Here is a 23,612-nt window from a genome sequence, read left to right as displayed (position 1 = left end):
AAGGTTATCATGGCGAACAACATTCGTATCGAAGAAGACCTGTTAGGCATGCGCGAAGTTCCGGCGGATGCTTATTATGGCGTTCATACTTTGCGTGCGATTGAAAACTTTTACATCAGCAACAGCAAAATCAGTGATATTCCTGAGTTTGTGCGCGGCATGGTGATGGTAAAAAAAGCGGCGGCGATGGCCAATAAAGAGCTGCAGACGTTGCCGCGTGACATCGCCAATACCATTATTCAGGCCTGCGATGAAGTGCTGAACAAAGGTCGCTGCATGGATCAGTTCCCGGTCGATGTGTATCAAGGCGGCGCGGGCACCTCGGTCAACATGAATACCAATGAAGTGCTGGCCAATATTGGTCTGGAGCTGATGGGGCATCAGAAAGGCGAATACCAGTATCTGAATCCCAACGACCACGTGAATAAATGCCAGTCCACCAATGATGCTTACCCGACCGGCTTTCGCATCGCCGTTTACAGCTCGCTGTTGAAACTGCTCGACGGCATCAGCCAGTTAGCCGAAGGTTTCCAGCGTAAAGCTGACGAATTCCAGACGATTTTAAAAATGGGCCGTACTCAGCTACAGGATGCGGTGCCGATGACGCTGGGTCAGGAATTCCATGCGTTTAGCGTGCTGCTCAATGAAGAGACGAAAAGCATTTTGCGCACTGGCGAACTGCTGCTGGAGGTTAACCTGGGCGCGACCGCTATTGGTACTCGCCTGAATACGCCGGATGGCTACCAACACTTAGCCGTTCAGAAACTGGCAGAAGTCAGTAACCTGGCGGTGGTGCCAGCCGAAGATCTGATCGAGGCCACCTCCGACTGCGGCGCCTACGTTATGGTGCACTCTTCGCTGAAGCGTCTGGCCGTGAAGCTTTCTAAAATTTGTAACGACCTTCGCCTGCTCTCGTCGGGTCCGCGTGCCGGCCTGAACGAAATTAACCTGCCAGAATTGCAGGCCGGCTCCTCAATCATGCCTGCCAAAGTGAATCCGGTAGTGCCTGAGGTGGTAAACCAGGTGTGCTTCAAAGTGATTGGCAACGATACCACGGTCACCATGGCGTCCGAGGCCGGGCAGCTGCAGCTTAACGTTATGGAACCGGTGATTGGCCAGGCGCTGTTTGAGTCGGTCAGCATCCTGACTAACGCTTGCTACAACCTGCTGGAAAAATGCGTTAACGGCATCACAGCCAACAAAGCGGTCTGTGAAGCTTATGTGTTTAACTCCATTGGCATCGTCACTTACCTGAACCCCTACATTGGGCACCATAATGGCGATATCGTCGGTAAAATTTGTGCCGAAACCGGTAAAAGCGTTCGCGAAGTGGTGCTTGAGCGCGGCCTGCTCACCGAAAGCGAGCTGGACGATATTTTCTCTGTGCAAAACCTGATGTATCCGGTTTATAAAGCCAAACGTTACACCGACGAAAACGAACAGTAAGGCTTAATTGTACTTACTGATGTAAAAGGCACATCGTAATCAAAACGATGTGCCTTTTTGTTTGTTAAAAGGATGAGTTTGCTTACCGGCTAATCCTGTTTGAGGAAGTGACAGATGTTCCTGATTGAGCTGTTTATCGTGTTGATGGCGATCTGGCTGGGCGCACGCCTGGGCGGCATCGGCATAGGTTTCGCAGGCGGCACAGGCGTCCTGATCCTGACGCTGGGCTTTGGCATGAAGCCCGGTGCGATCCCTTTTGATGTGATCGAAATCATCATGGCCGTGATCGCCGCGATTGCCGCCATGCAGGTGGCGGGCGGCATGGATTATCTGGTCAGCCTTGCCGAACGTTTGCTGCGTCGTCATCCACGTTATGTCACTTTCCTTGCGCCGCTGGTGACCTACATGATGACCCTGCTGGCGGGTACCGGCCACACCGCCTTCTCCACCTTGCCGGTCATTGCTGAAGTGGCGAAAGAGCAAGGCGTCCGGCCTTCCCGCCCGTTATCGATTGCGGTTGTCGCCTCTCAGGTCGCCATTACCGCCTCTCCCATTTCGGCAGCGGTGGTGTTCTTTGCCACGCTGCTGGAACCGCGCGGGGTGAGCTATATCATGCTGCTGGCGATTGCCATTCCGGCCACCATGGTGGGGCTGTTTCTTGCCGCCCTGGTGACCAATTTTCTGGGTAAAGAGCTAAAAGATGATGAGGTTTACCAGGCAAGGCTGGCGAAAGGTGAAGTGACGCTACGCGGCGAGACGGTTTATCAGACTCAACCCGGCGCTAAAAAATCGGTACTGCTGTTCCTGGCCGGTATTGCCGCCGTGGTGATTTACGCCACCGCCACCAGCGAAAGCGTCAACCTGATCGCTAACCCACCGCTGCCGCGCAATGAGGCGATCGTCGTGTTTATGCTCACTATTGCCACGCTGATCAGTCTGACCTGCAAAATTGATACCGGTGCTATCCTCAGCGCCAGCACATTCAAGTCTGGCATGAGCGCCTGCATCTGTGTGATGGGCGTGGCCTGGCTGGGCGACACCTTTGTAAAAGCCCATCTGGCTGATATCCAGATGCTGGCGGGCGATACCTTAAAAACCTATCCGTGGATGCTGGCGCTGGTGCTGTTCTTCTCTTCCATGCTGCTTTATTCCCAGGCCGCCACCGCCAAAGCCCTGCTGCCTGCCGCGTTAGCGCTTGGCGTAACGCCACTGACAGCCATCGCTTCATTTGCCGCCGTGTCTGCGCTGTTTGTTTTACCGACCTATCCCACCCTGTTAGCCGCCGTGGAGATGGACGATACGGGTTCGACCCGAATCGGTAAGTTTGTCTTCAACCATGCCTTTATTATTCCTGGCGTCCTTGCTATCACCTTGTCTGTCATGTTCGGCTTTATTTTTGGTGGGCTGTTACTGTAACTCCAGCCGGGCAGGGAACGTGCTACTATCGGCGTTATTTTCAACAGGATCGTTACGATGAACGCCGTTATCATCCTCTGTACTGCGCCAGACCAGGCCTGTGCGCAACAGCTTGCCACACAGGCGCTGCAGGCCAGGCTGGCCGCCTGTGTCACCCTCTTGCCGGGTGCAACGTCATATTATGTCTGGCAGGGCCAACTGGCGCAGTCCAGCGAAGTTCAGATGTTACTCAAATGCGACACAGCCCATCAGCAGGCCTTGATCGAACTGCTTAAGCTCGCGCATCCTTACGATGTACCAGAACTGCTGGTACTTCCGGTTCAACATGGAGACAGTGAATACTTGTCATGGCTGCACGCATCTCTCGCTTAATCACACTGGTACTGGCGCTGTTTATCTGCCTGCAGGCGCAGGCTGCCTTATTTTCCCCCAAAACCACCAGCCGCTTTTTGCCCGTTGACCAGGCTTTTGCCTTTGATTTCGATCAGCAAGGCTCGCAGCTTAACCTGCACTGGAAAGTCAAAGAGGGCTATTACCTTTACCGCCAACAGATTAAGGTCGTGCCCCATGATGCACGTATTGCGCCGTTAGCCCTGCCTGCGGGCCAGCCGCATGAAGATGAATTTTTTGGTAAAAGCGAGATTTACCCGCAGGATCTCAGCGTGCCCATCATACTGCAGCAGGCCGCGAAAGGAGCGACCCTTAGCGTAAGTTATCAAGGCTGTGCCGCCGCCGGCTTCTGTTATCCACCGGAAACCCGCAGCATCCCCCTTTCCCCGGTAGCCGCCACAATGTCCCCGCCAGCCGTTGCGCCTGCCAGCGCCAACCCTCTGCCCTTTTCGCCGCTCTGGGCGCTGCTGATTGGCATCGGCGTGGCCTTCACGCCATGTGTATTGCCGATGTATCCGCTGATCTCTGGCATTATCCTTGGCGGTAAGCGTAACTATTCACTGGGCAGGCTGTTTGCGCTGGCCATGGTCTATGTGCAGGGAATGGCGCTCACTTATACCTTACTGGGCGTGATTGTGGCGGCGGCGGGCCTGCGCTTTCAGGCGGCGTTGCAGCATCCTTATGTGCTTATTGGCTTATCGGCGCTGTTTATACTGTTAGCCCTGTCGATGTTTGGCCTGTTTTCGCTACAGCTTCCCGCCAGCGTGCAAACGCGTCTGGCACTGTGGAGCAATCGTCAGCAAGGCGGCTCACTGCCGGGCGTTTTCCTGATGGGCGCGCTGGCAGGCCTAATCTGCTCGCCCTGCACCACTGCGCCACTCAGCGCGATTCTGCTTTATATCGCGCAGAGCGGAAACCTGCTGGCCGGTGCCGGTACGCTGTGGCTGTATGCCGTCGGGATGGGATTGCCGTTGATTGCCGTTACCCTGTTTGGCAACCGCTTTCTCCCTAAAAGCGGTCCCTGGATGCAGACCGTCAAAGAAGGGTTTGGTTTTGTTATTCTCGCGCTGCCGGTCTTCCTGCTGGAGCGGATACTGGGCGATCTGTGGGGCATGCGTTTGTGGAGCCTTTTGGCCGTGGCATTCTTTGCCTGGGCATTCAGCGCGAGCTTACGCGCCAGCGGCGGCAAATGGCGCGTGATGCAAATTATGATGCTGGTCGCCGCCCTGATCAGCGCCCGCCCGTTGCAGGACTGGGCCTTTGGCAGCGGCGCGCCGCAGCAAAACATCGCGCACCTTCCCTTTCAGCCTGTTCAAACCGTTGAACAGGTAGACCAGGCCCTGCAGCAGGCTCAGGGCCGTATCACCATGGTGGATCTCTATGCGGACTGGTGCGTGGCCTGTAAAGAGTTTGAAAAATATACTTTTAGCGACAGCGCGGTACGTGACAGCCTGAACAATGTGCAGCTGTTGCAGGCTAACGTCACGGCGAACACCGCCACCGATAATGCGCTGTTGCAGCATTTGCACGTGCTCGGGTTACCCACGATTTTGTTCTTTGATGCGACAGGAAAAGAGATCCCGGAATCGCGTATTACCGGCTTCCTGAAGGCGAATGATTTTCGCGCGCATTTGCAGAAATTGCATGAGTAAACAACACTGGAACCAGGACACAGTCTGCTGAACAAAACAGGCTTGCACACCAGAGGAGAACGATTTGCAACGTGAACAGATACTTGACCATGCGTTAAACGTACTGGAACAAAACGGTCTGGCGGCGACCTCATCGCTGGCAATCCTGGCCGATGATATGCAGCTCAGCCTGACACAGCTTGAACAGTTTTGGCCCGATCGTGACGCGCTGCTCTACGATGCACTGCAGTTTCACGCCCAGCAGATTGAACAGTGGCGCCATGACATTCTGCAGAACGACGCTCTGCGTCCTGATCAGAAGCTGATGGCACGCTATGAAGGATTAAACGAGCAGGTCAACAAGGGCCGCTTTCCCGGTTGCCTGTTTATCGCCGCCTGCAGTTTTTATCCCCAGCCCGATCAGCCCATCCATCAGTTGGCAGAAAAGCAGAAGCGCGCCTCATGGCAATTTACGCATACCATCTTAACCTCGCTTGGTCTGGATAACCCCAGTATGGTTGCCGATCAAATGGAACTGATACTGGAAGGCTGCCTGAGCAAACTGCTGGTTAAACGCAACGTGCAGGACGTTGATGTGGCGAAACGCCTGGCGGAAGACGTATTGAGTATCGCCCTCTGCCGTAAAAACGGCGCACTGGCCTGAGTTTCATCGTCTTTGACTGAAATTCAGGCAATCAGTCACGTTTTGCGTGGTTTTTTTATCAAAGCCGTTGACGGCCTGCGGCCTTTACGGTTTAATGCGCCCCGTTGCCCGAATAGCTCAGTCGGTAGAGCAGGGGATTGAAAATCCCCGTGTCCCTGGTTCGATTCCGGGTTCGGGCACCATATTATTGTCTTGGGATAGCTTAGTCAGTCCGGAGACATAAAAAATCAGTACGTTAAATAAACCCGATGATATCACTGAATATCAACGGGTTTTTTTAAATCTGGATTTTAGGGTATAACTGCAAGCTCGTGGGTTCGATAAACGCTGGAACCCCCATCAATACGCCATCCGCACTGCCACGCTGCACAATGAACCTGACAAGCTGCAGCAACATCATTCAACGAACAGCGCTATGCTCTGGCAACCCATGCAAGCACGACACGCGTCGCCAGTAGGGTTATATTTCGGCGTGACAATCCCGGCAGCTGATTTTGCAGATGTGGGGGCAAAATGGCGATCGGTAAAGGCCCGCAAACAGTTTTATGCGGTTTAGCGAGGCGCGACGCTGATATCGGATCCGCCCTGCAAAACCCTATTAGGGAATAATGTGATCGCGGCCTGTCCGTTGATTAGCAGACAGGAATCCCTCACGGCGTGCAGCGAGTCGCTGATTTCAGGCTCTGATTTTTTCTGGTGGAAAAGGGAATTCATCGCTGTTTAGATAAATTTGTGCACAACCGACACGTCTTAAAGCGTAGTGTCAATCACCTGAGAACAGAGCCTGACATTTCTTTCAATGTGTGCCCGACGCATTACTGAAGATGGACGGGCGTACAGGGTATTTAATTCCCTGCCGGATACATTTAATTCAGCCAGACCGAAACTGGCTAGCCCTGATTATAACTGGATTAAACTCGGGGTCAGGATTAGACGTTAGGATATAATGATAAGGTTAAATCTGATTGAGGCGGCGCGGTGCCAGAGCGCTAACGACGAAATCCGTTCTACATCAATTATTCATAAAAAACGAAAGTCAGTCGTAAAGCATTGGCAATAAAAATTTAAAAAAGAGGGTGACATATAATCTCACCCTCTTTAACTTCCAGTTTTACATATACCAATTACTTACAACGTTGTTTTTATCAAACCAAACGGATAAATAATCACTATGTTGCTCAGTATTGCCAGTCAGTTTGCCGGATGCTTTTGTCATTGACTCAGAGGCACCTTGCGCACTCGAAGCCATTCCAACGGCGCTTGAGAGGGCACTCACGCCCGGAATATATCCTAAGACGCTTGACGCAGTACTTAAGTTTCCACCCTTTCTATAACGCCAGTTGACCGAACCATCTGAGGATGAACTTTGATCGTCAGGTACGCCATAAAGCGCCTTGACTTCAGCCTGTGTGGTTTTGTTGGCTATGATATGGGATGAAACATAAGTGCGGCTAAATTTATCCTCCCCACCCGATGTGCTACATCCTGTTAATACGAACATTATTGTGAAAAGAACCATGATGCTTTTCATTTTTTTCTCCATGAGTTGTGAACGACTGACCGCTTTATGGAATCGATAAAAAAGGTGAGTTAGCTTTTATTAATATTGAATGTCTTGAGTTCGAATAAACACCCGCTTGCCCCTTTTAAAGGCTTCGCGTCAACAGGTATAGACGTGAGAAAATCACCGGCAGTACTTACAGAACATCCCGCGGTATCCATTGCTGAATCATCAAAACCCCATTTTAATCCACCTGACCACATACAGACCTCTTGTTTACCATTACTCCAGGCAGTACAGGGAATACCTTTATATTGCTTTTCTCCCGTTATTTTCCAACCGACAGACTGGGCATTCTGATGATTTTGAATGCGACTGTCGCTGTCGATAGCCTGATACATTCCTTCCTCTGCAGCATCTTTAACTTCGTTTTGGTCTGTGTGTTCTTCGAGTGTAATCATACAGGCATGTTGAGCATCCTCACCCTCAGCGCTCATCGTCCAGCTGACTTCCTTAGCAACCTGATGATGTCCATCAATAGATATCTCTACCTCTCCCTTACCCAGCCTGGCCTCATCTTGTGCTGAAAGCGCTTTGAAAGGCATACCGGAACCCTTGCAGGCATCAAGTTTCACTTGATAATTCTTGCGCGCAAGGTTTTCACCATTTGGCAACCACTCCCATTCAAGTACCACATACATTGTCGGGAGCGCCAGGGCACTACCCTCTGAATGAGAGGCTTTGTCACTGTTTTCTTTATAGTCGTCTTGATTATCTGTGGCAGATAATATTCCAGCAGACTGGGCATAAGCACCACCGCCAGAAAAAAAACAAAAAATAAAAGCGATAAGCGCTGAAAAGAGCGCCGCTATGCTTCTGTTAAAAACAGCGTTGCGTGTCTTTTTTACGAAGCATAATGGAATGTTTTTTTTGTTTTTTTTCATTTTTACCTTCAAGTAATCTTTACTATAAAGCTTCAATGAAAGTTAATATCAAGTAAATCTGGCATGACAGATTTATTTGATATCAATATTATGACCAGCTAGCTTTAAAGCGTTGATTTTGATACCGGTGTGTTGGGAATCAACTTCGCACCTTCAGGTCTTTTCGGACAAACGCCAGAAGAATACCCTCTGGTTATTAGGCCATTTTCAACACGAAAACGCTGAAAGCAGGTGGCATATTGAGGAATAGAATGCCATGTGGTTGAGTCGCTGCCATTTATTTGCCACCTGTACTGGTAAGCCAGTATGCTGCAACCCTTACTCAAGGTTCCGCTTTTTTTTGGTGGCCTCCATGACATAACAAGGTCATCTGCCGATTCCCCAACCTGTGATGCAGCGATATTCGAACTTGTCTGGTATCGTTGATTCATCATTAAATTACTCAGGGGCAATCCTGCACATCTATTTAGAGATTTTAGGGTTAACAACGCAGAAAGTCTTTTCATTTCCCTCTCCAGACAGAAGTGAAAGCTGTCAGGTGTGTCAGTGTAAAACTTTATTAAATGTTGCTAAATTGTAACCTTTCTATGCTTTTTTTACGGTTAATGCAAGCGCAAAACTTACAAAAAATTACATAGGCTGCTATTAATTCAAATTGGAATGATTGCCGATATCGTTACCCATTGTTTTTTTTGATATTTTTTATTTAATAATATTTTAATGAATCGTTTGATACTTTTGCATCTCTTTCCAATTCGGCAAAACGCGTTTCATGCATTCGATTCAGAATTATTAATTTATATTCTGACTGTTCATTATTACAGAAAGAATCCGGACCTGACGTCTTTATCCCTGCGTGAAGCGGTGGGTGGGGATATCGAGGCGTAGTGCGAGACTGGAAACAGAATGGCCGCGATCAACGACATGTTTCACTGCTTCCATTTTAAACGCTTCGGGATAACGCTTACCGCTCATGGACACCTCTCATTAAGTCATTTCAACTGACGCTGAGAGGGCGGTTAAACCCGTGGCGATTGACTGAAAATGGGTATCGATCCTTTAAAAGACATCAGGCCACACACTATCGCGGCTATTTTGGAATTCGTCTACAGTTCAGCTTACGATATCTGGAAAGAACGCGAGTCTGAAGCCACTTATTATGATGTTCTTGATGACGTTTTTTCCCTTATTGAAGAGGGGATAAATTACTCTTGTGTATCATAATCCATCAATCTCATGGGGTCGTTGCCCGATGCTGGCATTGATTAAAGCGATAAAACCCACCCAGCGTGCTCTTATTCCGCGTTTCAACTGGACGTGACGACCTGCCAGACGGGTTGTTATATCGCTCAAGGACACTGACTGAATTTGGGAAAATCACAGAGCGTTGGCTGACGGCATTCAACAGCCCGCGCTCTTATGCATGCCTTAACAAAATGACGCTGGAAAAACAGCGCCTGATGCTGACGATCCGGAAATCGCAAAACCAGGTAAAGTTAAAACAACAACATGCCCCGCCCTGCACCAGAAGGCTGGTAGTGAATAATAAAAAAGGCGACAGTTTGAATCTTAAAAAAAACGCAATCTGTAGAGCATATACAGCACCAGATAGGCCGCTCTGGCATTGACGTTCATGACATGATACTTCACTTTCTCGCTTCTGTTTAACAGCCCCAGGACATTCTCAGGATAACGCTTATCTTTAATACGCTTGATGCTGTTACGCACCTCATTAATATTCAGCGTGGTGTAGTACATCGCGGTCACGATCTGCATATCCAGCGTCAGCTTACGTTTGGTTATTCCAGTAGAAAAGCGGGCCATATCGCCGTTTTTATACTTAACCAGCAGCCTTTGATATAAGTCGTTGAGGTAATGTTTACGATCCAGCAGCTCTTCATACAGTACGCGTTTCTTTGAAAGCGAGTTCTCTACATCATCATAGTGATAGGAGGCACTGTCGAAAACAAACAGGTTATCGATGTAGTAGAAATAGTTAAGATTAAACAGGAGATCTTCACTCATCGAAATGCCTTTAGTGAAGCGAATACTAAAATCATCGATAATTTTTTTTCTGTAACACTTGTTATGAAGATAACCAATATTATCGCTGAGCTCTATCTCGCCCAGCACGGCCGGAATCTCGGGTTGCGTAAAATAACCGTAAGTCGAAAGGTCGCCTACGCGATCACACTTGAGGTTCCCTACCATCAGATCAACAGGTTGTGGAATGCCTGAGTAAAGGTGCTGATGAAATACAGCAAGAAAATCACTGTCAACCCAGTCGTCGGAATCGATAAAGATAACATAGTCACCCGATGCCGCTTCCAGTCCAGTATTGCGGGCGACGCTAACCCCGGCATTATCCTGAGTAATGACTTTAAAATTATTGTACTGTTTGAACTCCTCAAGGATCGCAGCGCAGTTATCTTTACTGCCATCATTGACCAGAATGATTTCATAATTTTTAAATGTCTGGAGAAGAAGGCTTTGCAGCGTACGCATCACCGTTTTCTCGGCATTATAAACCGGTATTATTATACTGAATAAATATTTATCATTCATTTTAAAACCTCGTAACCAGCATACGTCATGGCACTATCGGGCAGAGGAAAACTGGCGCTGTTTAGCCGCCTTCATTCCTTATCTCCCTGGAGAAAATGAGCTTTTTAATTATTTATAAATCCACGATCACAGTATAAAAGCGCTAAATTAAACTGACTGTAAACAGGTATAATTCCGGCATCGAAGATCAGTAATTAACCTTAATCAAATACTGTAGATAAAATAATGAATGAAATAATAAAGGCATACGTACGCCTCCCGCAGGTTTGCAGGATTATAAAAATAATATTTATCTGAAGCCTACAGATAATCGACGAGGAAATTAAATCTCAAAGAATGTATTTCAATATGATGAAAGGTATTATTTCTCAAAAATAATAATACCTTTCATAAAAGCTTAACTTACCGGCCAGAAAACAGGGTACGGTTAATCAGGAACCATAATTTACCCGGCTGGATGAATATTTTATGAATATTCATCATCGGCTGACCACGGAAAAAATAATTAAGAACGGTGAAAGCCATAAACTCGGTAATGACAACGCTTATCGCCGCTCCGGTGATGCCAAACAGCGGCACCAACGTTACCGTCGTTGCCAGACACACGGCCAACACACAAAACGTTTTTTTGATCAGATAACGATAACCGTTGTACTTGATGATGAATCTGTCCATTACGCTGCTCAGCACACCGAACATGGCACCAACGCTTAACAGCACCATGGGCGCAATTGCTTCGGTGTAGGCCGCGCCATAGAAATGCGCAATAAACCACGGGCCGACAAGGATGATGCCAAGGATCACACCAAGTGAAACGGCAATGACCAGCAACTGCAGTTTTTGGGCCCGCACCACGGCCACGTCAGGATCGCGTTCGGCAAACAGAGCCGGATAGAAAGAAGCCAGCAGCGCATTAGGCAAAAACACCCACGCCACTGACAACGTCATCGCGACCGAAAAAATACCCGCCTCTTTCAGGCCTAAAAACCAAGAGACGCTGAGCTGATTCAGTCGGGTGTAAATGGTAATCGCGATAACCGACATCACCAGCGAACGCCCGGCCTGAAGGATATAGCGGCTGTAACGGCGAATATGGCTCAGCCTGGGAAGCGGCGGTCGTACCTGAGAATGCCTGTGGTACCAGCCAAACACGCAAATTTTAATGACGAAAGGAATAAAAGTCGCCAGTACAATCGGAATCGCCAGCAACTCAGGTTCGAGCTGGTAGTACGAAATTCCATAGCGAATGCCCAGACTGATGAGCAGACCGGTCAGATTCGCCATGACATTCAGCCTGGCATTCAACACCGCTTCGTTATAGATGTTAATCAGGTCGATAGCAGAAAACAGGCAGGCCAGCGCGGCGGCGCAGATAAAGACAAAAGCCTGAGCACTCATCTCCTCACGCATCACGATGATGCCAATCACAGACAACACGCAGTAGATGGCAAAGACCAGCATGACGGCGGGCACCATAAGCCGGATGCCAGAGCGGTGGTTCTGCGCAATGCGTTTGAGCAGAATGACGTCGCAGCCCATCATGGCAACCGACTGGATAAACTGGAATATCAGCATCGAAATCGCGATGACGCCGAACGTCACAGGCCCCACGTATTTCGCCACAAAAGAGGTGACGAACATCAGCCCAAAGACGGCAACCAGCTTCTCAATAATCATCCACAGGGAGTTTTGTAGCTTCTGTTTCACGACCGTGCCCTCAGCACATTCTGTGCGAAGTGACGCAGCCCCGATACCAGCCGCGGAGACAGAAAGAAAAAGGTGAAGTACAGGCTCCATGCATCCGGAATGACACCGGCGGCGCAATAAGCACGGTAATTTTGACGGTAGAGATCGATATATTGCTTAACAAACGCAGCGTTGAACTCCCTACTGTGCAGTGCTTTGTAAATGTGCGAAGCGGTCACCTTCAGGAACAAAAAGTAGTAAAAGCGTTCATGGGGGCGCAGCAGCAGCATTTTAATTCCTGCAAACGCCCGGACATAGGTGAAGTGTTTTTCTTTAAGATCCGAACGCGTGGCAGAGTTTCTTGATTCGACATAGTGATAAACCACACGACGGCTAAACACGACCTGCCCGTGGCGCGCAGCAGACAAATAACTGATGACAAACAACAGATCTTCAAAGTTAAAGATATCTTCACGGAAGCGCAACTGCTGCTGCTGCACGATGTCTCGGCGGAAAAACTTATCGCAAAGACCGTGCCTGGGCGTGTGATACAGCAGTTCACTTATCGCCTTATCCGCACTCATACAGCGCTGTGTGTCGTTTTCTGTTACCTCTGACAGAGGTTCCCCATCATGAGAAAACGTACGCGATTCGCCTACGGCTAAAATTGCATCGTCCTTCATGAGCATCAGCCAGGTATCAAGTACACGTGGGGGCAGGAAATCGTCAACATCAACGAAAGAAATAAAGGTACCCTTTGCGGCGTCCAGCCCACAGTTACGCGCTGAAGAAACCCCGCCATTAGGCTTATCGATGATCAATACACCAGGATAATTCTGGTATTCATTCAACAGTTCAAGTGAATTATCGCTGGATCCATCATTCACCAGAATCAGTTCACAGCGCTCAGCCTGTGGCTGCTTAAGAATACTCTTAACGCAGCGCGCAATAAATTCGGCGCCATTGTAAACGGGCACAATAAATGACACTAAAGGGCCCTGCTGATTATTAATCATATAACCTCTGGTGTGACAAATTTATTAAAATGAAATGCAGAGAGATGGCCAGTTAGTCCCAACTATTTTTTATTTGAACAATTTTTGGCTACTCTAAATCAGTCGTATGTAGGCACATCGTCAATTTTTGTATCAAAATGTTTTAAAGAACTCCAGTGATAAAAAAAACCAAAAAAAACAAAACAATAACAGATAAATTAGGAGTATTCTGTAATTTATAAAGGACCTGGAATACCGTCTGAAATGCACAAAGGATGGTATATTCCACTTTACACAAATGCGGATCGTTTTCGCAATAAGCCGGCTCTACAAACCGCCCCACAATGCGAAATCAGGACTCTCTTAATCGTAGTCTTACGGGGAGGAAGTGAGGATTCTGTCTCAGGAATAAGAATATCCTTATAATAGCCATCAAAATGCTAAAGGCGGCATAACTAAAAAAACAGCAAAGTCCACAACTAAATAAATATATAAAGCAGAAGACGCCATCGTGTTTAATTAACGTTTAACTTCATGCATCGGTGTATTGAAGATATATCGCCACGCTAAATATTCACGCGGCTGATATATCGAATACTCTTTTTTGCTTAAACGGCCTGTTTTTTTAAACATCACATTTTGGCCGGTAGCCGTCATGCTCACACGGGCCTATGAGCACGCACTATGTATTGTACCTAAATCGAAACAGGCTGAGGGCCAATCAACTGCCGCGTGATTAAGGCTGTTGTCAGCGGGCACAGTGGTTTTCAGGATCGGGGCAACTGACAACGCCCTGGCGTCGGACCATCAGTACCATTGCGCCCATCACGCCAACAGCAACAGAGGCGAGTTCCGGGCGCTGATTCGTCGCACGGCAAACGCCCTAACCTGTATGCTGATGTTTGGCGCATCCCTGGCAGCCCCCACAACCCACTGAGGTTGCCACGCTGGAAAAAGGCGTCACCTTCACGCGCGTGCTGAATCGCCGCAGCAGAACAAACACCACAGCGTTGACCATTACGACACCGATCAGGCAAAGCGCACTCACGCCAGGGTGGCTGCGGAAGCTGACGCTCTGATAAAACAGCGTGGCGACGGAATAGGCGACGTTTAAACCCCAAAAGAATGAAAACAGCATCCAGTTTCTTCCAGCCTCGCGGGCAATCGCCCCCATAACCGAGACGCAGGGCACGTAAAGCAGCACAAAAATTAAGTAGCTGTAAGCGGCAAAGCCGTTGCCAAACTTCGCACTCATCACGCCCATCTGCCTGGCATTTATTTCACTGTCTCCTTTGCTGGCCTCGATAGGATTTGCCAGCGCGCTCAGGCGAAACGCCGCTTGCAGACTGTTGCCGGTTTCTGTGAGTGCGTCGCCCAGCTCACCTAACAGATCAAAGTGCTGCGGATCAAAGGCACCGCTTTGCACATCTTCTCCGACATAGAGGCTGTTCAGCGTTCCAACCACCACTTCCTTTGCCATAATGCCGGTGACCAGGCCCACAGTGGCCTGCCAGTTATCCGGAGTGATCCCGATTGGCCGCAGTGCTGGCGTGACGACTTTGCTGGCTGAGGCCAGGGCGGACTGGTTGATATTGTCCACCGTCGATCCGTTAAACGAAAAGCTGCTGAGCAGACCGATAACCATGCTCACTAAAATGATGACCCGTCCGGCACGGATGATAAACATTTTCAGGCGCTGCCAGGTCTGGATCAGCAGGCTCTTGAGATGGGGACGATGATAGACGGGCAGCTCCATCACAAACGGAGACGCTTCTCCACGCAGCAGCGTATGTTTCAGGATCAACCCGGTGATAATCGCCACAGCAATGCCCAGCACGTAAAGGGAAAAGACCAGGCTGGCGCTGTAAGCCCCAAAAAACGTGGCGGCAAATACAGCAAAAATGGCCAGACGAGCGCCGCAGGACATGAAGGGCGCAATCAGCACCGTAAGTAAGCGCTCACGGGGTGTGTCGAGCGTGCGGGCGCCCATAACGGATGGCACATTGCAGCCAAAGCCGACGATTAAGGGAACAAAGGATTTACCGGGCAGGCCCAGCGACTGCATCAGGCGATCGATAACAAATGCCGCACGCGCCATGTAACCGGAATCTTCCAGAAAAGAGAGAAACAGATACATAAGGCCAATCTGCGGCAGAATCGGTAGCACGGTATTGATTCCGGCACCGATTCCCTGTGCCAGAAACACCGTCACCCAGTCGGGAAAGTGAAAGTGAAAACCCAGCCATTGCGTGCCATGAATAAACAGCGCCACCGAACCGCTATCGAATAGTGGCTGGAGGGCGGCACCAATATTGATCGACAGAACAAACATCAGGTACATCACACCCAGAAAAACTGGAATACCTGCCCACCGGTTGAGCACGATGCTGTCCAGTCCTTCAGTCAGCGTGCCCGGCGCCGACTGCTGAATATTACTGACGGCGGCACAGAGCGTCGCAATGGCCTGATAACGGCTGTCGGCGATCACCATCGCTGGATCGCCGCCAGCCGCCTCAACAATCTCGGGCAAATGCGCTACGGCCGCAGGACAAACCTCACGGCTGTGAACATCGCCTTCCAGTAGCTGTAACGCCAGCCAGCGCTGTTTTTGCGTGCTGATCTCGCCGGGCATCATAGCGCGGAGCCGGGAAATCGCTGCTTCGATCCCGGACGGGTACACCACCGGCGGCGGCGCGATCTCTTTTTGCCAGCTATCAATGGCGTCTTTCAGCTTAGCGATGCCGTCAGCACGGGTAGAAGTCAGGGTGACAACCGGACAGCCCAGACGGGCTGAGAGTGCAGCGATATCAATGCGAATGTTATGGCTGGCCGCAATGTCCTGCATAGTCAGCGCCACAATGCAGGGAACCCCCAGTTCCAGTAACTGAAACGTCAGGAAAAGATGGCTCTCCAGGTTTGAACTGTCGATCACGTTCACAATCAGGTCGGCGTGATCGTCAAACAGGTATCGGCAGGCGATGCTTTCATCAACAGAGCCGTCCGCCGAACAGGTGGTGAGCGAGCGGGTGCCTGGCAAATCCACCAGTCGCACATCCGTTGTGGCGGTAAAAAACTGCCCTTCTTTACGTTCGACAGTGACGCCGGCCCAGTTGCCGACGCGCTGACGTGCGCCAGTAAGCTGGTTAAACAGCGTGGTTTTGCCGGTATTTGGGTTGCCAATCAGGCCTAGAGTCAATGTTTTCATCAGCGTATTTCTTCCAGCATGACGGACGCCAGGTCCTGCTGCCTGACCGCAAGGCTCACGCGACGCGTGCGGACCTGAACGGGATCGCCCAGCGGTGCGATCCGAACGACCTCAATCAGCGTGCCGGGTAACATGCCCATAGTTAATAATTTTTGCCGCCAGGCGGGATGAATAGAATGTTGGTATCCCCTGATGCGATAGGTTGTACCTGGTGTAATTTGCATGGCCTTATCCGTTCCGGTAACAGCAGAAAGGGATTATACAAATGATAACTATTCTTGTTTATTGATCTGGATGGGCAGAACCCCAGGAAAGCAGAAATGAATGGGGTGGTGGCGATCGGGATAAGCGGGCCTGTTCAACAACGGGCCGTGGCCAGCGCAAGGCCGTGCGCTGGCCGGGTTTGTTACATGGCCGCCTGCCTGTCTGACTTAAATAAAATTAAACCTTGCTTAATACGTTCAACCTCTATAGTGTAGCGACATCGGTTTGGAACACAGACCTTATGAAAGCAGTTTTAGTAAAGCAGTCCTCAGTTCAAGCGTCATTCCCAGATGCCCTTCTTCATGAGCCTCCTCCTAAGTGCCCAATAAGTAAAATCTGCAAAACAGGCCATCTTCGTCACCTTGCGTGGCTCAAAATGAAAAGGACACATCTATGTCAACTAAAATGACTGGTTTAGTAAAATGGTTTAACGCTGATAAAGGCTTCGGCTTTATTTCTCCTCAGGACGGCAGCAAAGATGTATTCGTACATTTCTCTGCTATTCAGAGCAGCGATTTCAAAACATTAGATGAAGGCCAGAAAGTGGAGTTCTCAATCGAGAACGGCCCTAAAGGTCCTTCAGCTGGCAATGTTGTTGCTCTGTAACAGCTGATGCCCTCACGACCGCTTACGATAGCGATGATGGCAACAGCCTGAGCAGTTAAGTCGTTGTGAAAAGAACCCGCCTTGTGCGGGTTTTTTTATGCCTGTCATAAACTGCATTCGCCCTTGCTGCAGCCTTCCAGAATATTGTTCGCCCTCCATTGCGCCAGCACGCCTGACATCCGCTAACCTCTGCATCGCTTGCACGAATAACGCCAGTGGGAGAAAAGCGCCGGGCATCAGGTTTTCATTATTATTTCAAAGCGTTATTATATTCACGTGAAAATACAGGCATCGGGTGTGCAAAATAACGATGCATGGGCGCAAACCGTGGACCTTTTTATTATTCTCAGATCACAATAATGTATCTGATGGTACATTTTAGCCGCGCTGCCTTTTATCATTGAGACGATGTTCCCCAAGGGCTCGCTAACATTTTCTCTCTTCAGAAAAGCCGCTTTTATTTCTTAGTTATTGTCATAGATCACATTATTTATCGCGTCACTATTAAGCTAATCATTTTAATACCGATAAACCTGTATCACCTTTTACCGGGATTACTGCAATGCTTAAAAACCTTAAAATCACGACGGGTATTGTTGCCGTGTTATTTCTTTTTAGTGCGCTATTGACCATTACGGGCTTTCTTTTTTATTCCTCTGTCAGTCAGGCCGGGCGCAATTTCTCGCATACTGAACAACTTACGCTGCAGCAACAACAGTTGAGCGACAGTGTACAAACGCTGATTAAAACCCGCGTGACGATCAGCCGCGTGGCGATTCGCTTCCTTAAAAACCAGAAAGATCCGGCGTCACTGGCGTCTATTGCCAAACTGCTGGAGGTGGCAAAACAATCCGCCGATAAAGCTGATGAGTATTTCCAGGCTTATAAGACCGCACCCGCATTACCGGGTCAGCATGCTGAGGTGACAAAAAATGTCGAGGCGGCTTACAACAAGATGCACGAAACAATGCTCGCCTCAGTAGACTTCCTGAAAAATAATAACTATCAGGGTTACGGGAATCTTGATGCGCAGGAAGCTCAGGATAATCTGGATAAGGCTTATCAGACATGGCGCAGTGCGAACTACCAGTTAATGAAGCAGATAGCCGCTGAAAACGATAGCAACTACAGTAATATGCTGTGGACGTTGCTGATTATCGCGATCATTGCCCTTGTCACCGTTGCCACTGTTTGGGCCGGTCTGAGAACCCTGCTGCTGAAACCGCTGAGCATGGCGACGGATTACATGCGTGCTATCTCTGCCGGTGATCTGACTCAGGAGATCGCCAGTGAGAGTCAAAATGAAACCGGCAGACTGCTTCGCCAGCTCGAAGAGATGCGCAGTGCGCTGGTTGTCACCATCCGCTCTGTGGATGATGCCACGCAGTCAATTTTTACCGGCGCGGCAGAAGTTTCTGCCGGCAGTACCGATCTCTCCTCGCGCACCGAACAACAGGCCGCAGCCCTTGAGGAAACCGCAGCCAGCATGGAGCAGCTCACCTCAACGGTAAAACTGAACGCGGAAAATGCTCAGCAGGCAACCACCATGGCGAAAGATGCCTCCGTGATGGCCTCGCAGGGTGGGCAAATCGTCGCGAAGGTGATCGCCAACATTGAACAGATAAGTGAAAGCTCAAAACAGATCGCCAGCATTATTGGCATTATTGACAGCATCGCCTTCCAGACCAATATCCTGGCGCTTAACGCCGCAGTGGAAGCCGCGCGTGCGGGCGAGCAGGGACGTGGTTTTGCTGTGGTGGCCGGTGAAGTGCGGTCTCTGGCCGGTCGCAGCGCCAGCGCGGCCCAGGAAATACGCACGCTGATTGACCAGTCCACCCAACGCGTAAACAGTGGTTCGACGCACGCCTCAGAAGCAGGCGATGTGATGGGCAGCATTGTGAATTCCGTTAACAGCGTGACGCAGTTGATGGCAGAGATTGCCTCAGCCTCGGCCGAGCAGACGCGCGGCATTGAGCAGGTGAGTAAAGCGGTATCTGAAATGGACGGCGTCACGCAGCAAAACGCCGCGCTGGTTGAAGAGTCGGCCAGTGCCGCTGCATCGCTGGAGGATCAGGCAACGCAGTTACGCCAGTCGGTAGCGGTGTTTAACACAGGCAGAACCCCGGCCGCAGGTCAGAATGTGCTGCGTAAACCATCGCTGAAGAAGCCTTTAGCGGAGAGCACTAGCGCTGGCCTGTCAGCGGAAAACTGGCAGTCCTTCTGATTGCATTGCTGCGGGGCAAGTGCCTGCCCCGCAGCATCGCGTTTTAGTGACCAGAAACGTCAATGACCTTCGTATCCTTGCCCCAACCAGATAAAAATGCTGACGAGACCAGCGCCGGATGCACGCCTGTCACCACCACATCGACTAACGCTGATGCAACAAAAGGATCGTCATCCAGCATAGTCCTGACGGCATGCTCATCGGGTGCCGCCGCTAATACCAGTCCGCCGCGCTGATGCTCCAGGGGGCCGGCAAATATCACCTTGCCTGCTTTGATATTGTCAGCCAGCCATGCTTTATGACCTGGATTGTATTTTTCTCGTTCCGCTTCAGAACGACGATAAATGAGCGTGATAACGTAAAGCATGAGCTATCCTCCGATTTATTACAGATTTAGGGACTGAATAAGCGTCGCGGCAGCATGGCGAGCGTTATCCATTTCGCGCAGCAGAATTGCTTCGCCTTTTGACGCCCCTTCTGCACGAACAAAATGAATGTTCTTGATGCCTAGAAATCCAAAAAAGGCAGAGAGATAGCGCTCCTGAAAATCCATATCTTCAAACTGACCACCGTGGTAAAAGCCGCCTCGTGCTGAAGCAATAATCACGGTTCGCCCACCGGATAATCCTACCGGACCGTTCTCGGTGTATTTGAAGGTCTTGCCTGCCTGAGCGAGCCGATCCAGCCAGGCTTTAAGCTGAGTTGGCACCGAGAAGTTATACATAGGTGCACCTACCAGGATGACGTCACTGGCAAGGAATTCCGCCACCAGGCTTTCAGATAATCGATGCTGCTGGATAACGCGCTCATCGAACACGTCTCCGTCCAGCGATCTGAATCCTGCTGCAATGGGTCCTGTAAGGTGGCTGATCTCATCCGCTACCACGTCGCGGTAAACCACGTGAGTATCCGGGTATTTTTCAGTCAGTCTGCTAGCGATATCTGCCGTCAATTGACGAGTAACGGATTGCGCTTGAAGAATACTGGCGTCGATATGAAGTAATCGGATCATGTCATTCCCCTGGTAAAGTTAACGCTACGGAGTGGTAAGGGTCCTGGCGGCGCGATCTATCAAAGCCGCAACCTGTTCAGGATGTGAAACAAGAGACATATGACTGGAGGCGATGCGCTCAATGCTGGCTCCGATGGAGGCAGCAATGCGCGTCTGGACGGCAGGCGGTAGCGCCTTGTCATCTGTGGTCAGCAAATACCATGAGGGTTTGCTTTTCCATGCGGCCCGTTTCACCTTGTCATCAAACGCCCGCGCCGCTATGGGCTGCTGGACCGCAGTCAGTTCACGCACCAGTGCTTCAGGCACGTCACCGGCCATGATCTCAGCGAAATGGTCTGCACTATCGAGCCAGATCAGTCCATGACTGTCAGCCAACATCCCTGTCATCGGGGCATGAAGTCGCTGCAACAGATCGGCGGCAGATTCACCGCTGTCAGGCACCAGCGCAGAGAGAAACACCATCCCTTTGACCTTTGGATCATTTGCCGCGTCGGCAACCACCACCCCGCCCCAGGAATGCCCCACCAGCAGCACCGGCCCCTGTTGACGCGCAATGACATGCTCAGTGGCATTGACATCATCCTGCAGCGAGGTCAGCGGATTCTGTACGGCAGTAACGTGATAGCCTTTATGCTGAAGCTGGGTAATCACGGCTTTCCAGCTTGAGCCATCGGTAAAAGCGCCGTGAACTAACACAATGTTTTTGATGGCTGCTGCCTCCGCCATGATTTGCGTGCTGAGTAACGTCAGGCCCAGCAGAACGGCGAGTTTTAAACGTATCGCTTTTCCTGTTTTTCCCCACATCCGTCTTTCCACCCATTAGCCGTTATCATGCAGACCATCGTAACCCTGTAAAAAACACCTTGTAAGATGGCGAACTGGACAATTAACATGCAAAACTCGCCATTAAGAGGAAAACGCATATGCGCATTGCGATTGTGGCGCTGGAAGGCAGCCTGTCTTCAGCGATTAACGGGTTTTGTGACACCTTATGGATTGCTCGCCAGGTTATCGCTTCCCGCCCCGACTATGCTGAACGCGTTGCCAGCACGCTGTTAGAAACGCAAATTGTCAGCGCAGATGGTCAACCGGTTCGGGATGCGCAAGGCCGATGGCTTCATGTCGATGGGGATTTTGCCCAGGCCGCTCAGGCCGACATCGTACTGGTAGGTGGAATGGCGCTCGGCAGCGACAGGTTTCCGCTTCATGCCGGTGCGGTCACGCATGCGGCGCAGTGGATAAAAAAAATGCATCAGCAGGGCGCAACGGTAGGTGCCGCCTGCGCTGGGGGTTTAGTGCTGGGCGAGGCGGGATTGCTCGATCGCCGACGTTGTACCACCACCTGGTGGCTTTTTCCTACACTGCGGGAGCGTTACCCTCACGCCCGTCCTGTCTGGGGAAAAACGCTGGAACAGCAGGACAACATTATTACCACAGGCGGCCCGCTTTCCTGGACCGCCCTCACGTTGCACCTGCTCCAGACGATGCTGGGGGCTGACATTACCAGACAGATTGCCGATATGACGGTGGCTGATGCCCAACCCTTGTCGCAACGTCTCTACGCACCGCCCGGCTTTATCAATACCCAGCACCCCTTGCTCATGCGGGCTGAAGAGATTATTCGTTATCAAAACCCCGGCATTACGGCAGAACAGTTGGCATCCGCCCTGCATACCAGCGAACGCACGCTTCACCGCAAAATGAAATCGCTGACCGGGGAAAGCCCCAAGACCTTCATCACCCGGGTAAGAATTGAAGGTGCCTGTATTCAGTTGGAAAACCCCGCCGTGAGCATTCGCAAAGTAGCGGCCGACTGCGGTTATTCGGATGAGACGAGTTTTCGTAAAGCATTTAGCCAGATGATGGAGATGACGCCGCTGCGTTATCGCCAGTGGATAGCTGCACGCGCGTCATCTGAGATCCGGTGATGAGCGGAGCGCGTGCAGCGCCGCCCAACTGGCCTCTTTAATGCTGCCGTCTTTACCAAACAGCAGCGGCCCGGTCGCCAGCGCGTCCCCCGCCTTCGGTGTCGCAGCCGTGCGGTGCGGCGTATCCCAAACGCCCCACGTTAAAATGGCGGCAACGCCCGCCTCCAGAACCAGTGAAAGATAGCGTTTATACAGCGCGGCAACCGCCATCGGCCGGCTCTCCATCGGCACGCTGCTGTCATCCACGTCCAGTTCGGTGATGTACACCTTCAGGCCAAGCGATTTCACGTCGTGAATAAATGCCGCCAGCCCCGGCCCAAAAGCGGGATGGGGACCGGCTTTGAGATGAGACTGGATGCCGAGCGCGCCAATCGGAATATGTCTGGACTGCAAGTCGCGCAGCATAGCCAGTACCGCCGCCCGTTTCCTTTGCCCACTCACATCGTCACTTTCCAGCCCGTAATCGTTGTAACAGATGACCGCATGGGGATCGGCCTGGTGCAGCGCCTCGCAGGCAATATCCATATAACGCGTACCAAGCCGCTGATACCAGAAACTGTTGCGCCATCCACCAGGTTGTCCGTCGGCGAGATTGATGATTTCGTTAGCCACGTCCCAACTGTGAATCTGCCCGCGGTAGCGGCCCGCAACGGTCGCTATATGCTGCCTCAAAACCTTCTCCAGCTCAGCCTCATCAGCAATAGCCTGTACCCAGTCCGGCAGGGCGCGGTGCCAGCAAAACGTATGCCCGCGAAGCCTTATCCCCTGCTCGCGGGCAAAGGCGGCGATCGCATCGGGCCCGGCGAAATCGTAGCGATCGCGCGCGGGATGGACGGCCATCCATTTCAGCGCATTTTCCGGCACGATAATGCTCGCCTGACTCGCCACAAACTGCCGATAGTGCGCATCGGATTGCAGACTGTCGGGCCTGACGGCAAAGCCAAACAGCCGATGACTTTGCGCCGCAACAGTTTTAAGGGCGGGAAAAGGTGGGATGGATGCCAGAACTGGCAACGGCAGCGCGCCCGCCAGCATCAGCGCCGCGCTGCTTTTCAGAAACCGGCGTCGGCATGGCGAGGTTGAGGTAAAGACGGTATCGGTAAGACGTAGCGCCACGATGCCTCCGGATTCCAGT

Annotated in this window: 19 protein-coding genes, 1 tRNA gene and 1 pseudogene; 9 read left to right on the top strand and 12 right to left on the bottom strand. The window is 50.9% G+C overall.

Going from position 1 to position 23,612, the window contains the following annotated elements:
* Positions 1-9 precede the first annotated feature (9 nt).
* The 6 genes from aspA to QLG08_RS14620 all read left to right on the top strand — a co-directional run bounded on the left by aspA (position 10) and on the right by QLG08_RS14620 (position 5,729).
* Positions 10-1,446, top strand: a complete 1,437-nt coding sequence (gene aspA / locus QLG08_RS14645; RefSeq protein WP_015701111.1) for an aspartate ammonia-lyase — start codon at positions 10-12, stop codon at positions 1,444-1,446.
* 114 nt (positions 1,447-1,560) lie between these two features.
* Positions 1,561-2,862, top strand: a complete 1,302-nt coding sequence (locus QLG08_RS14640) for an anaerobic C4-dicarboxylate transporter (protein ID WP_013024297.1) — start codon at positions 1,561-1,563, stop codon at positions 2,860-2,862.
* A 57-nt stretch (positions 2,863-2,919) separates the two neighbouring features.
* Positions 2,920-3,234, top strand: coding sequence for a divalent cation tolerance protein CutA (gene cutA / locus QLG08_RS14635; protein ID WP_013024296.1), 315 nt, complete (start codon positions 2,920-2,922; stop codon positions 3,232-3,234).
* Positions 3,210-4,904, top strand: a complete 1,695-nt coding sequence (locus QLG08_RS14630) for a protein-disulfide reductase DsbD (protein WP_238493270.1) — start codon at positions 3,210-3,212, stop codon at positions 4,902-4,904. The genes cutA and QLG08_RS14630 overlap by 25 nt, the downstream gene beginning before the upstream one ends.
* 64 nt (positions 4,905-4,968) lie before the next feature.
* On the top strand, positions 4,969-5,547 hold the full coding sequence (locus QLG08_RS14625; RefSeq protein WP_014606765.1) for a transcriptional regulator: 579 nt from the start codon (positions 4,969-4,971) through the stop codon (positions 5,545-5,547).
* A gap of 106 nt (positions 5,548-5,653) precedes the next feature.
* A tRNA-Phe gene (locus tag QLG08_RS14620) sits at positions 5,654-5,729 on the top strand.
* Between the two features lie 929 nt (positions 5,730-6,658).
* Here QLG08_RS14620 and QLG08_RS14615 read toward each other — a convergent pair.
* The 8 genes and pseudogenes from QLG08_RS14615 to feoA form a co-directional block, all read right to left on the bottom strand.
* On the bottom strand, positions 6,659-7,078 hold the full coding sequence (locus tag QLG08_RS14615) for a hypothetical protein (protein ID WP_014606869.1): 420 nt from the start codon (positions 7,076-7,078) through the stop codon (positions 6,659-6,661).
* Between the two features lie 59 nt (positions 7,079-7,137).
* The gene (locus QLG08_RS14610; protein ID WP_105088393.1) at positions 7,138-7,992 is read right to left on the bottom strand and encodes a hypothetical protein; all 855 of its coding nucleotides are present in this window, start codon (positions 7,990-7,992) and stop codon (positions 7,138-7,140) included.
* 826 nt (positions 7,993-8,818) lie between these two features.
* Positions 8,819-8,967 (bottom strand): annotated as a pseudogene (locus tag QLG08_RS14605) (transposase); the annotation flags it as partial.
* 594 nt (positions 8,968-9,561) lie between these two features.
* Positions 9,562-10,557, bottom strand: coding sequence for a glycosyltransferase family A protein (locus tag QLG08_RS14600; RefSeq protein WP_105088396.1), 996 nt, complete (start codon positions 10,555-10,557; stop codon positions 9,562-9,564).
* A 402-nt stretch (positions 10,558-10,959) separates the two neighbouring features.
* Positions 10,960-12,264, bottom strand: coding sequence for an oligosaccharide flippase family protein (locus QLG08_RS14595; protein ID WP_014606871.1), 1,305 nt, complete (start codon positions 12,262-12,264; stop codon positions 10,960-10,962).
* Positions 12,261-13,259: a glycosyltransferase gene (locus QLG08_RS14590; RefSeq protein WP_015701205.1), complete on the bottom strand. Its 999-nt coding sequence runs from the start codon at positions 13,257-13,259 to the stop codon at positions 12,261-12,263. Before QLG08_RS14590 ends, QLG08_RS14595 begins: the two co-directional genes overlap by 4 nt.
* 862 nt (positions 13,260-14,121) lie before the next feature.
* A complete protein-coding gene (feoB, locus tag QLG08_RS14585; RefSeq protein ID WP_089517677.1) occupies positions 14,122-16,443 on the bottom strand; it encodes a Fe(2+) transporter permease subunit FeoB in 2,322 nt (773 codons plus the stop codon).
* Positions 16,443-16,667, bottom strand: a complete 225-nt coding sequence (gene feoA / locus QLG08_RS14580; RefSeq protein ID WP_013024283.1) for a ferrous iron transporter A — start codon at positions 16,665-16,667, stop codon at positions 16,443-16,445. The genes feoB and feoA overlap by 1 nt, the downstream gene beginning before the upstream one ends.
* A 433-nt stretch (positions 16,668-17,100) precedes the next feature.
* Here feoA and QLG08_RS14575 point away from each other — a divergent pair, with 433 nt between their 5' ends.
* Both QLG08_RS14575 and QLG08_RS14570 read left to right on the top strand, forming a co-directional pair.
* Positions 17,101-17,313 (top strand): cold-shock protein, encoded by a 213-nt coding sequence (locus tag QLG08_RS14575; RefSeq protein WP_014606872.1) that lies wholly within the window; start codon positions 17,101-17,103, stop codon positions 17,311-17,313.
* 562 nt (positions 17,314-17,875) lie between these two features.
* Positions 17,876-19,537, top strand: coding sequence for a methyl-accepting chemotaxis protein (locus tag QLG08_RS14570; protein ID WP_013024281.1), 1,662 nt, complete (start codon positions 17,876-17,878; stop codon positions 19,535-19,537).
* 43 nt (positions 19,538-19,580) lie between these two features.
* Here the strand turns inward: QLG08_RS14570 and QLG08_RS14565 are convergent, their stop codons facing one another.
* Genes QLG08_RS14565 through QLG08_RS14555 form a run of 3 tightly spaced genes read right to left on the bottom strand, consistent with a single transcriptional unit; the run spans position 19,581 to position 21,353 of the window.
* Positions 19,581-19,904, bottom strand: a complete 324-nt coding sequence (locus tag QLG08_RS14565) for a YciI family protein (protein ID WP_013024280.1) — start codon at positions 19,902-19,904, stop codon at positions 19,581-19,583.
* 18 nt (positions 19,905-19,922) lie between these two features.
* Entirely contained in the window at positions 19,923-20,549 is a 627-nt protein-coding gene (locus QLG08_RS14560; protein ID WP_013024279.1) for an NAD(P)H-dependent oxidoreductase, read from the bottom strand.
* A gap of 24 nt (positions 20,550-20,573) precedes the next feature.
* Complete coding sequence (locus QLG08_RS14555) at positions 20,574-21,353, bottom strand: alpha/beta hydrolase (protein ID WP_014595134.1); 780 nt, start codon at positions 21,351-21,353, stop codon at positions 20,574-20,576.
* A gap of 119 nt (positions 21,354-21,472) precedes the next feature.
* Here QLG08_RS14555 and QLG08_RS14550 point away from each other — a divergent pair, with 119 nt between their 5' ends.
* Entirely contained in the window at positions 21,473-22,477 is a 1,005-nt protein-coding gene (locus QLG08_RS14550) for a helix-turn-helix domain-containing protein (protein WP_013024277.1), read from the top strand.
* Here QLG08_RS14550 and QLG08_RS14545 read toward each other — a convergent pair.
* A complete protein-coding gene (locus QLG08_RS14545; protein ID WP_228225441.1) occupies positions 22,460-23,593 on the bottom strand; it encodes an endo-1,4-beta-xylanase in 1,134 nt (377 codons plus the stop codon). The two genes, QLG08_RS14550 and QLG08_RS14545, sit on opposite strands and share 18 nt — an antisense overlap.
* Positions 23,594-23,612: the final 19 nt, after the last annotated feature.

The sequence above is a fragment of the Pantoea sp. V106_11 genome, assembly GCF_029967885.1.
GTDB classification, from domain to species: domain Bacteria; phylum Pseudomonadota; class Gammaproteobacteria; order Enterobacterales; family Enterobacteriaceae; genus Pantoea; species Pantoea ananatis.
Note: the sequence above shows the minus strand (reverse complement) of the source record. Positions and strands in the feature narration are given on the sequence as shown.

What these genes read in the sequence shown, in the direction of transcription:
- aspA (WP_015701111.1), top strand. Translation starts at nt 10, where the DNA reads ATGGCGAACAACATTCGTATCGAAGAAGACCTGTTAGGCATGCGCGAA.
- QLG08_RS14640 (WP_013024297.1), top strand. Translation starts at nt 1,561, where the DNA reads ATGTTCCTGATTGAGCTGTTTATCGTGTTGATGGCGATCTGGCTGGGC.
- cutA (WP_013024296.1), top strand. Translation starts at nt 2,920, where the DNA reads ATGAACGCCGTTATCATCCTCTGTACTGCGCCAGACCAGGCCTGTGCG.
- QLG08_RS14630 (WP_238493270.1), top strand. Translation starts at nt 3,210, where the DNA reads ATGGCTGCACGCATCTCTCGCTTAATCACACTGGTACTGGCGCTGTTT.
- QLG08_RS14615 (WP_014606869.1), bottom strand. Translation starts at nt 7,078, where the DNA reads ATGAAAAGCATCATGGTTCTTTTCACAATAATGTTCGTATTAACAGGA.
- QLG08_RS14610 (WP_105088393.1), bottom strand. Translation starts at nt 7,992, where the DNA reads ATGAAAAAAAACAAAAAAAACATTCCATTATGCTTCGTAAAAAAGACA.
- QLG08_RS14600 (WP_105088396.1), bottom strand. Translation starts at nt 10,557, where the DNA reads ATGAATGATAAATATTTATTCAGTATAATAATACCGGTTTATAATGCC.
- QLG08_RS14590 (WP_015701205.1), bottom strand. Translation starts at nt 13,259, where the DNA reads ATGATTAATAATCAGCAGGGCCCTTTAGTGTCATTTATTGTGCCCGTT.
- feoB (WP_089517677.1), bottom strand. Translation starts at nt 16,443, where the DNA reads ATGAAAACATTGACTCTAGGCCTGATTGGCAACCCAAATACCGGCAAA.
- feoA (WP_013024283.1), bottom strand. Translation starts at nt 16,667, where the DNA reads ATGCAAATTACACCAGGTACAACCTATCGCATCAGGGGATACCAACAT.
- QLG08_RS14575 (WP_014606872.1), top strand. Translation starts at nt 17,101, where the DNA reads ATGTCAACTAAAATGACTGGTTTAGTAAAATGGTTTAACGCTGATAAA.
- QLG08_RS14570 (WP_013024281.1), top strand. Translation starts at nt 17,876, where the DNA reads ATGCTTAAAAACCTTAAAATCACGACGGGTATTGTTGCCGTGTTATTT.
- QLG08_RS14565 (WP_013024280.1), bottom strand. Translation starts at nt 19,904, where the DNA reads ATGCTTTACGTTATCACGCTCATTTATCGTCGTTCTGAAGCGGAACGA.
- QLG08_RS14560 (WP_013024279.1), bottom strand. Translation starts at nt 20,549, where the DNA reads ATGATCCGATTACTTCATATCGACGCCAGTATTCTTCAAGCGCAATCC.
- QLG08_RS14555 (WP_014595134.1), bottom strand. Translation starts at nt 21,353, where the DNA reads ATGTGGGGAAAAACAGGAAAAGCGATACGTTTAAAACTCGCCGTTCTG.
- QLG08_RS14550 (WP_013024277.1), top strand. Translation starts at nt 21,473, where the DNA reads ATGCGCATTGCGATTGTGGCGCTGGAAGGCAGCCTGTCTTCAGCGATT.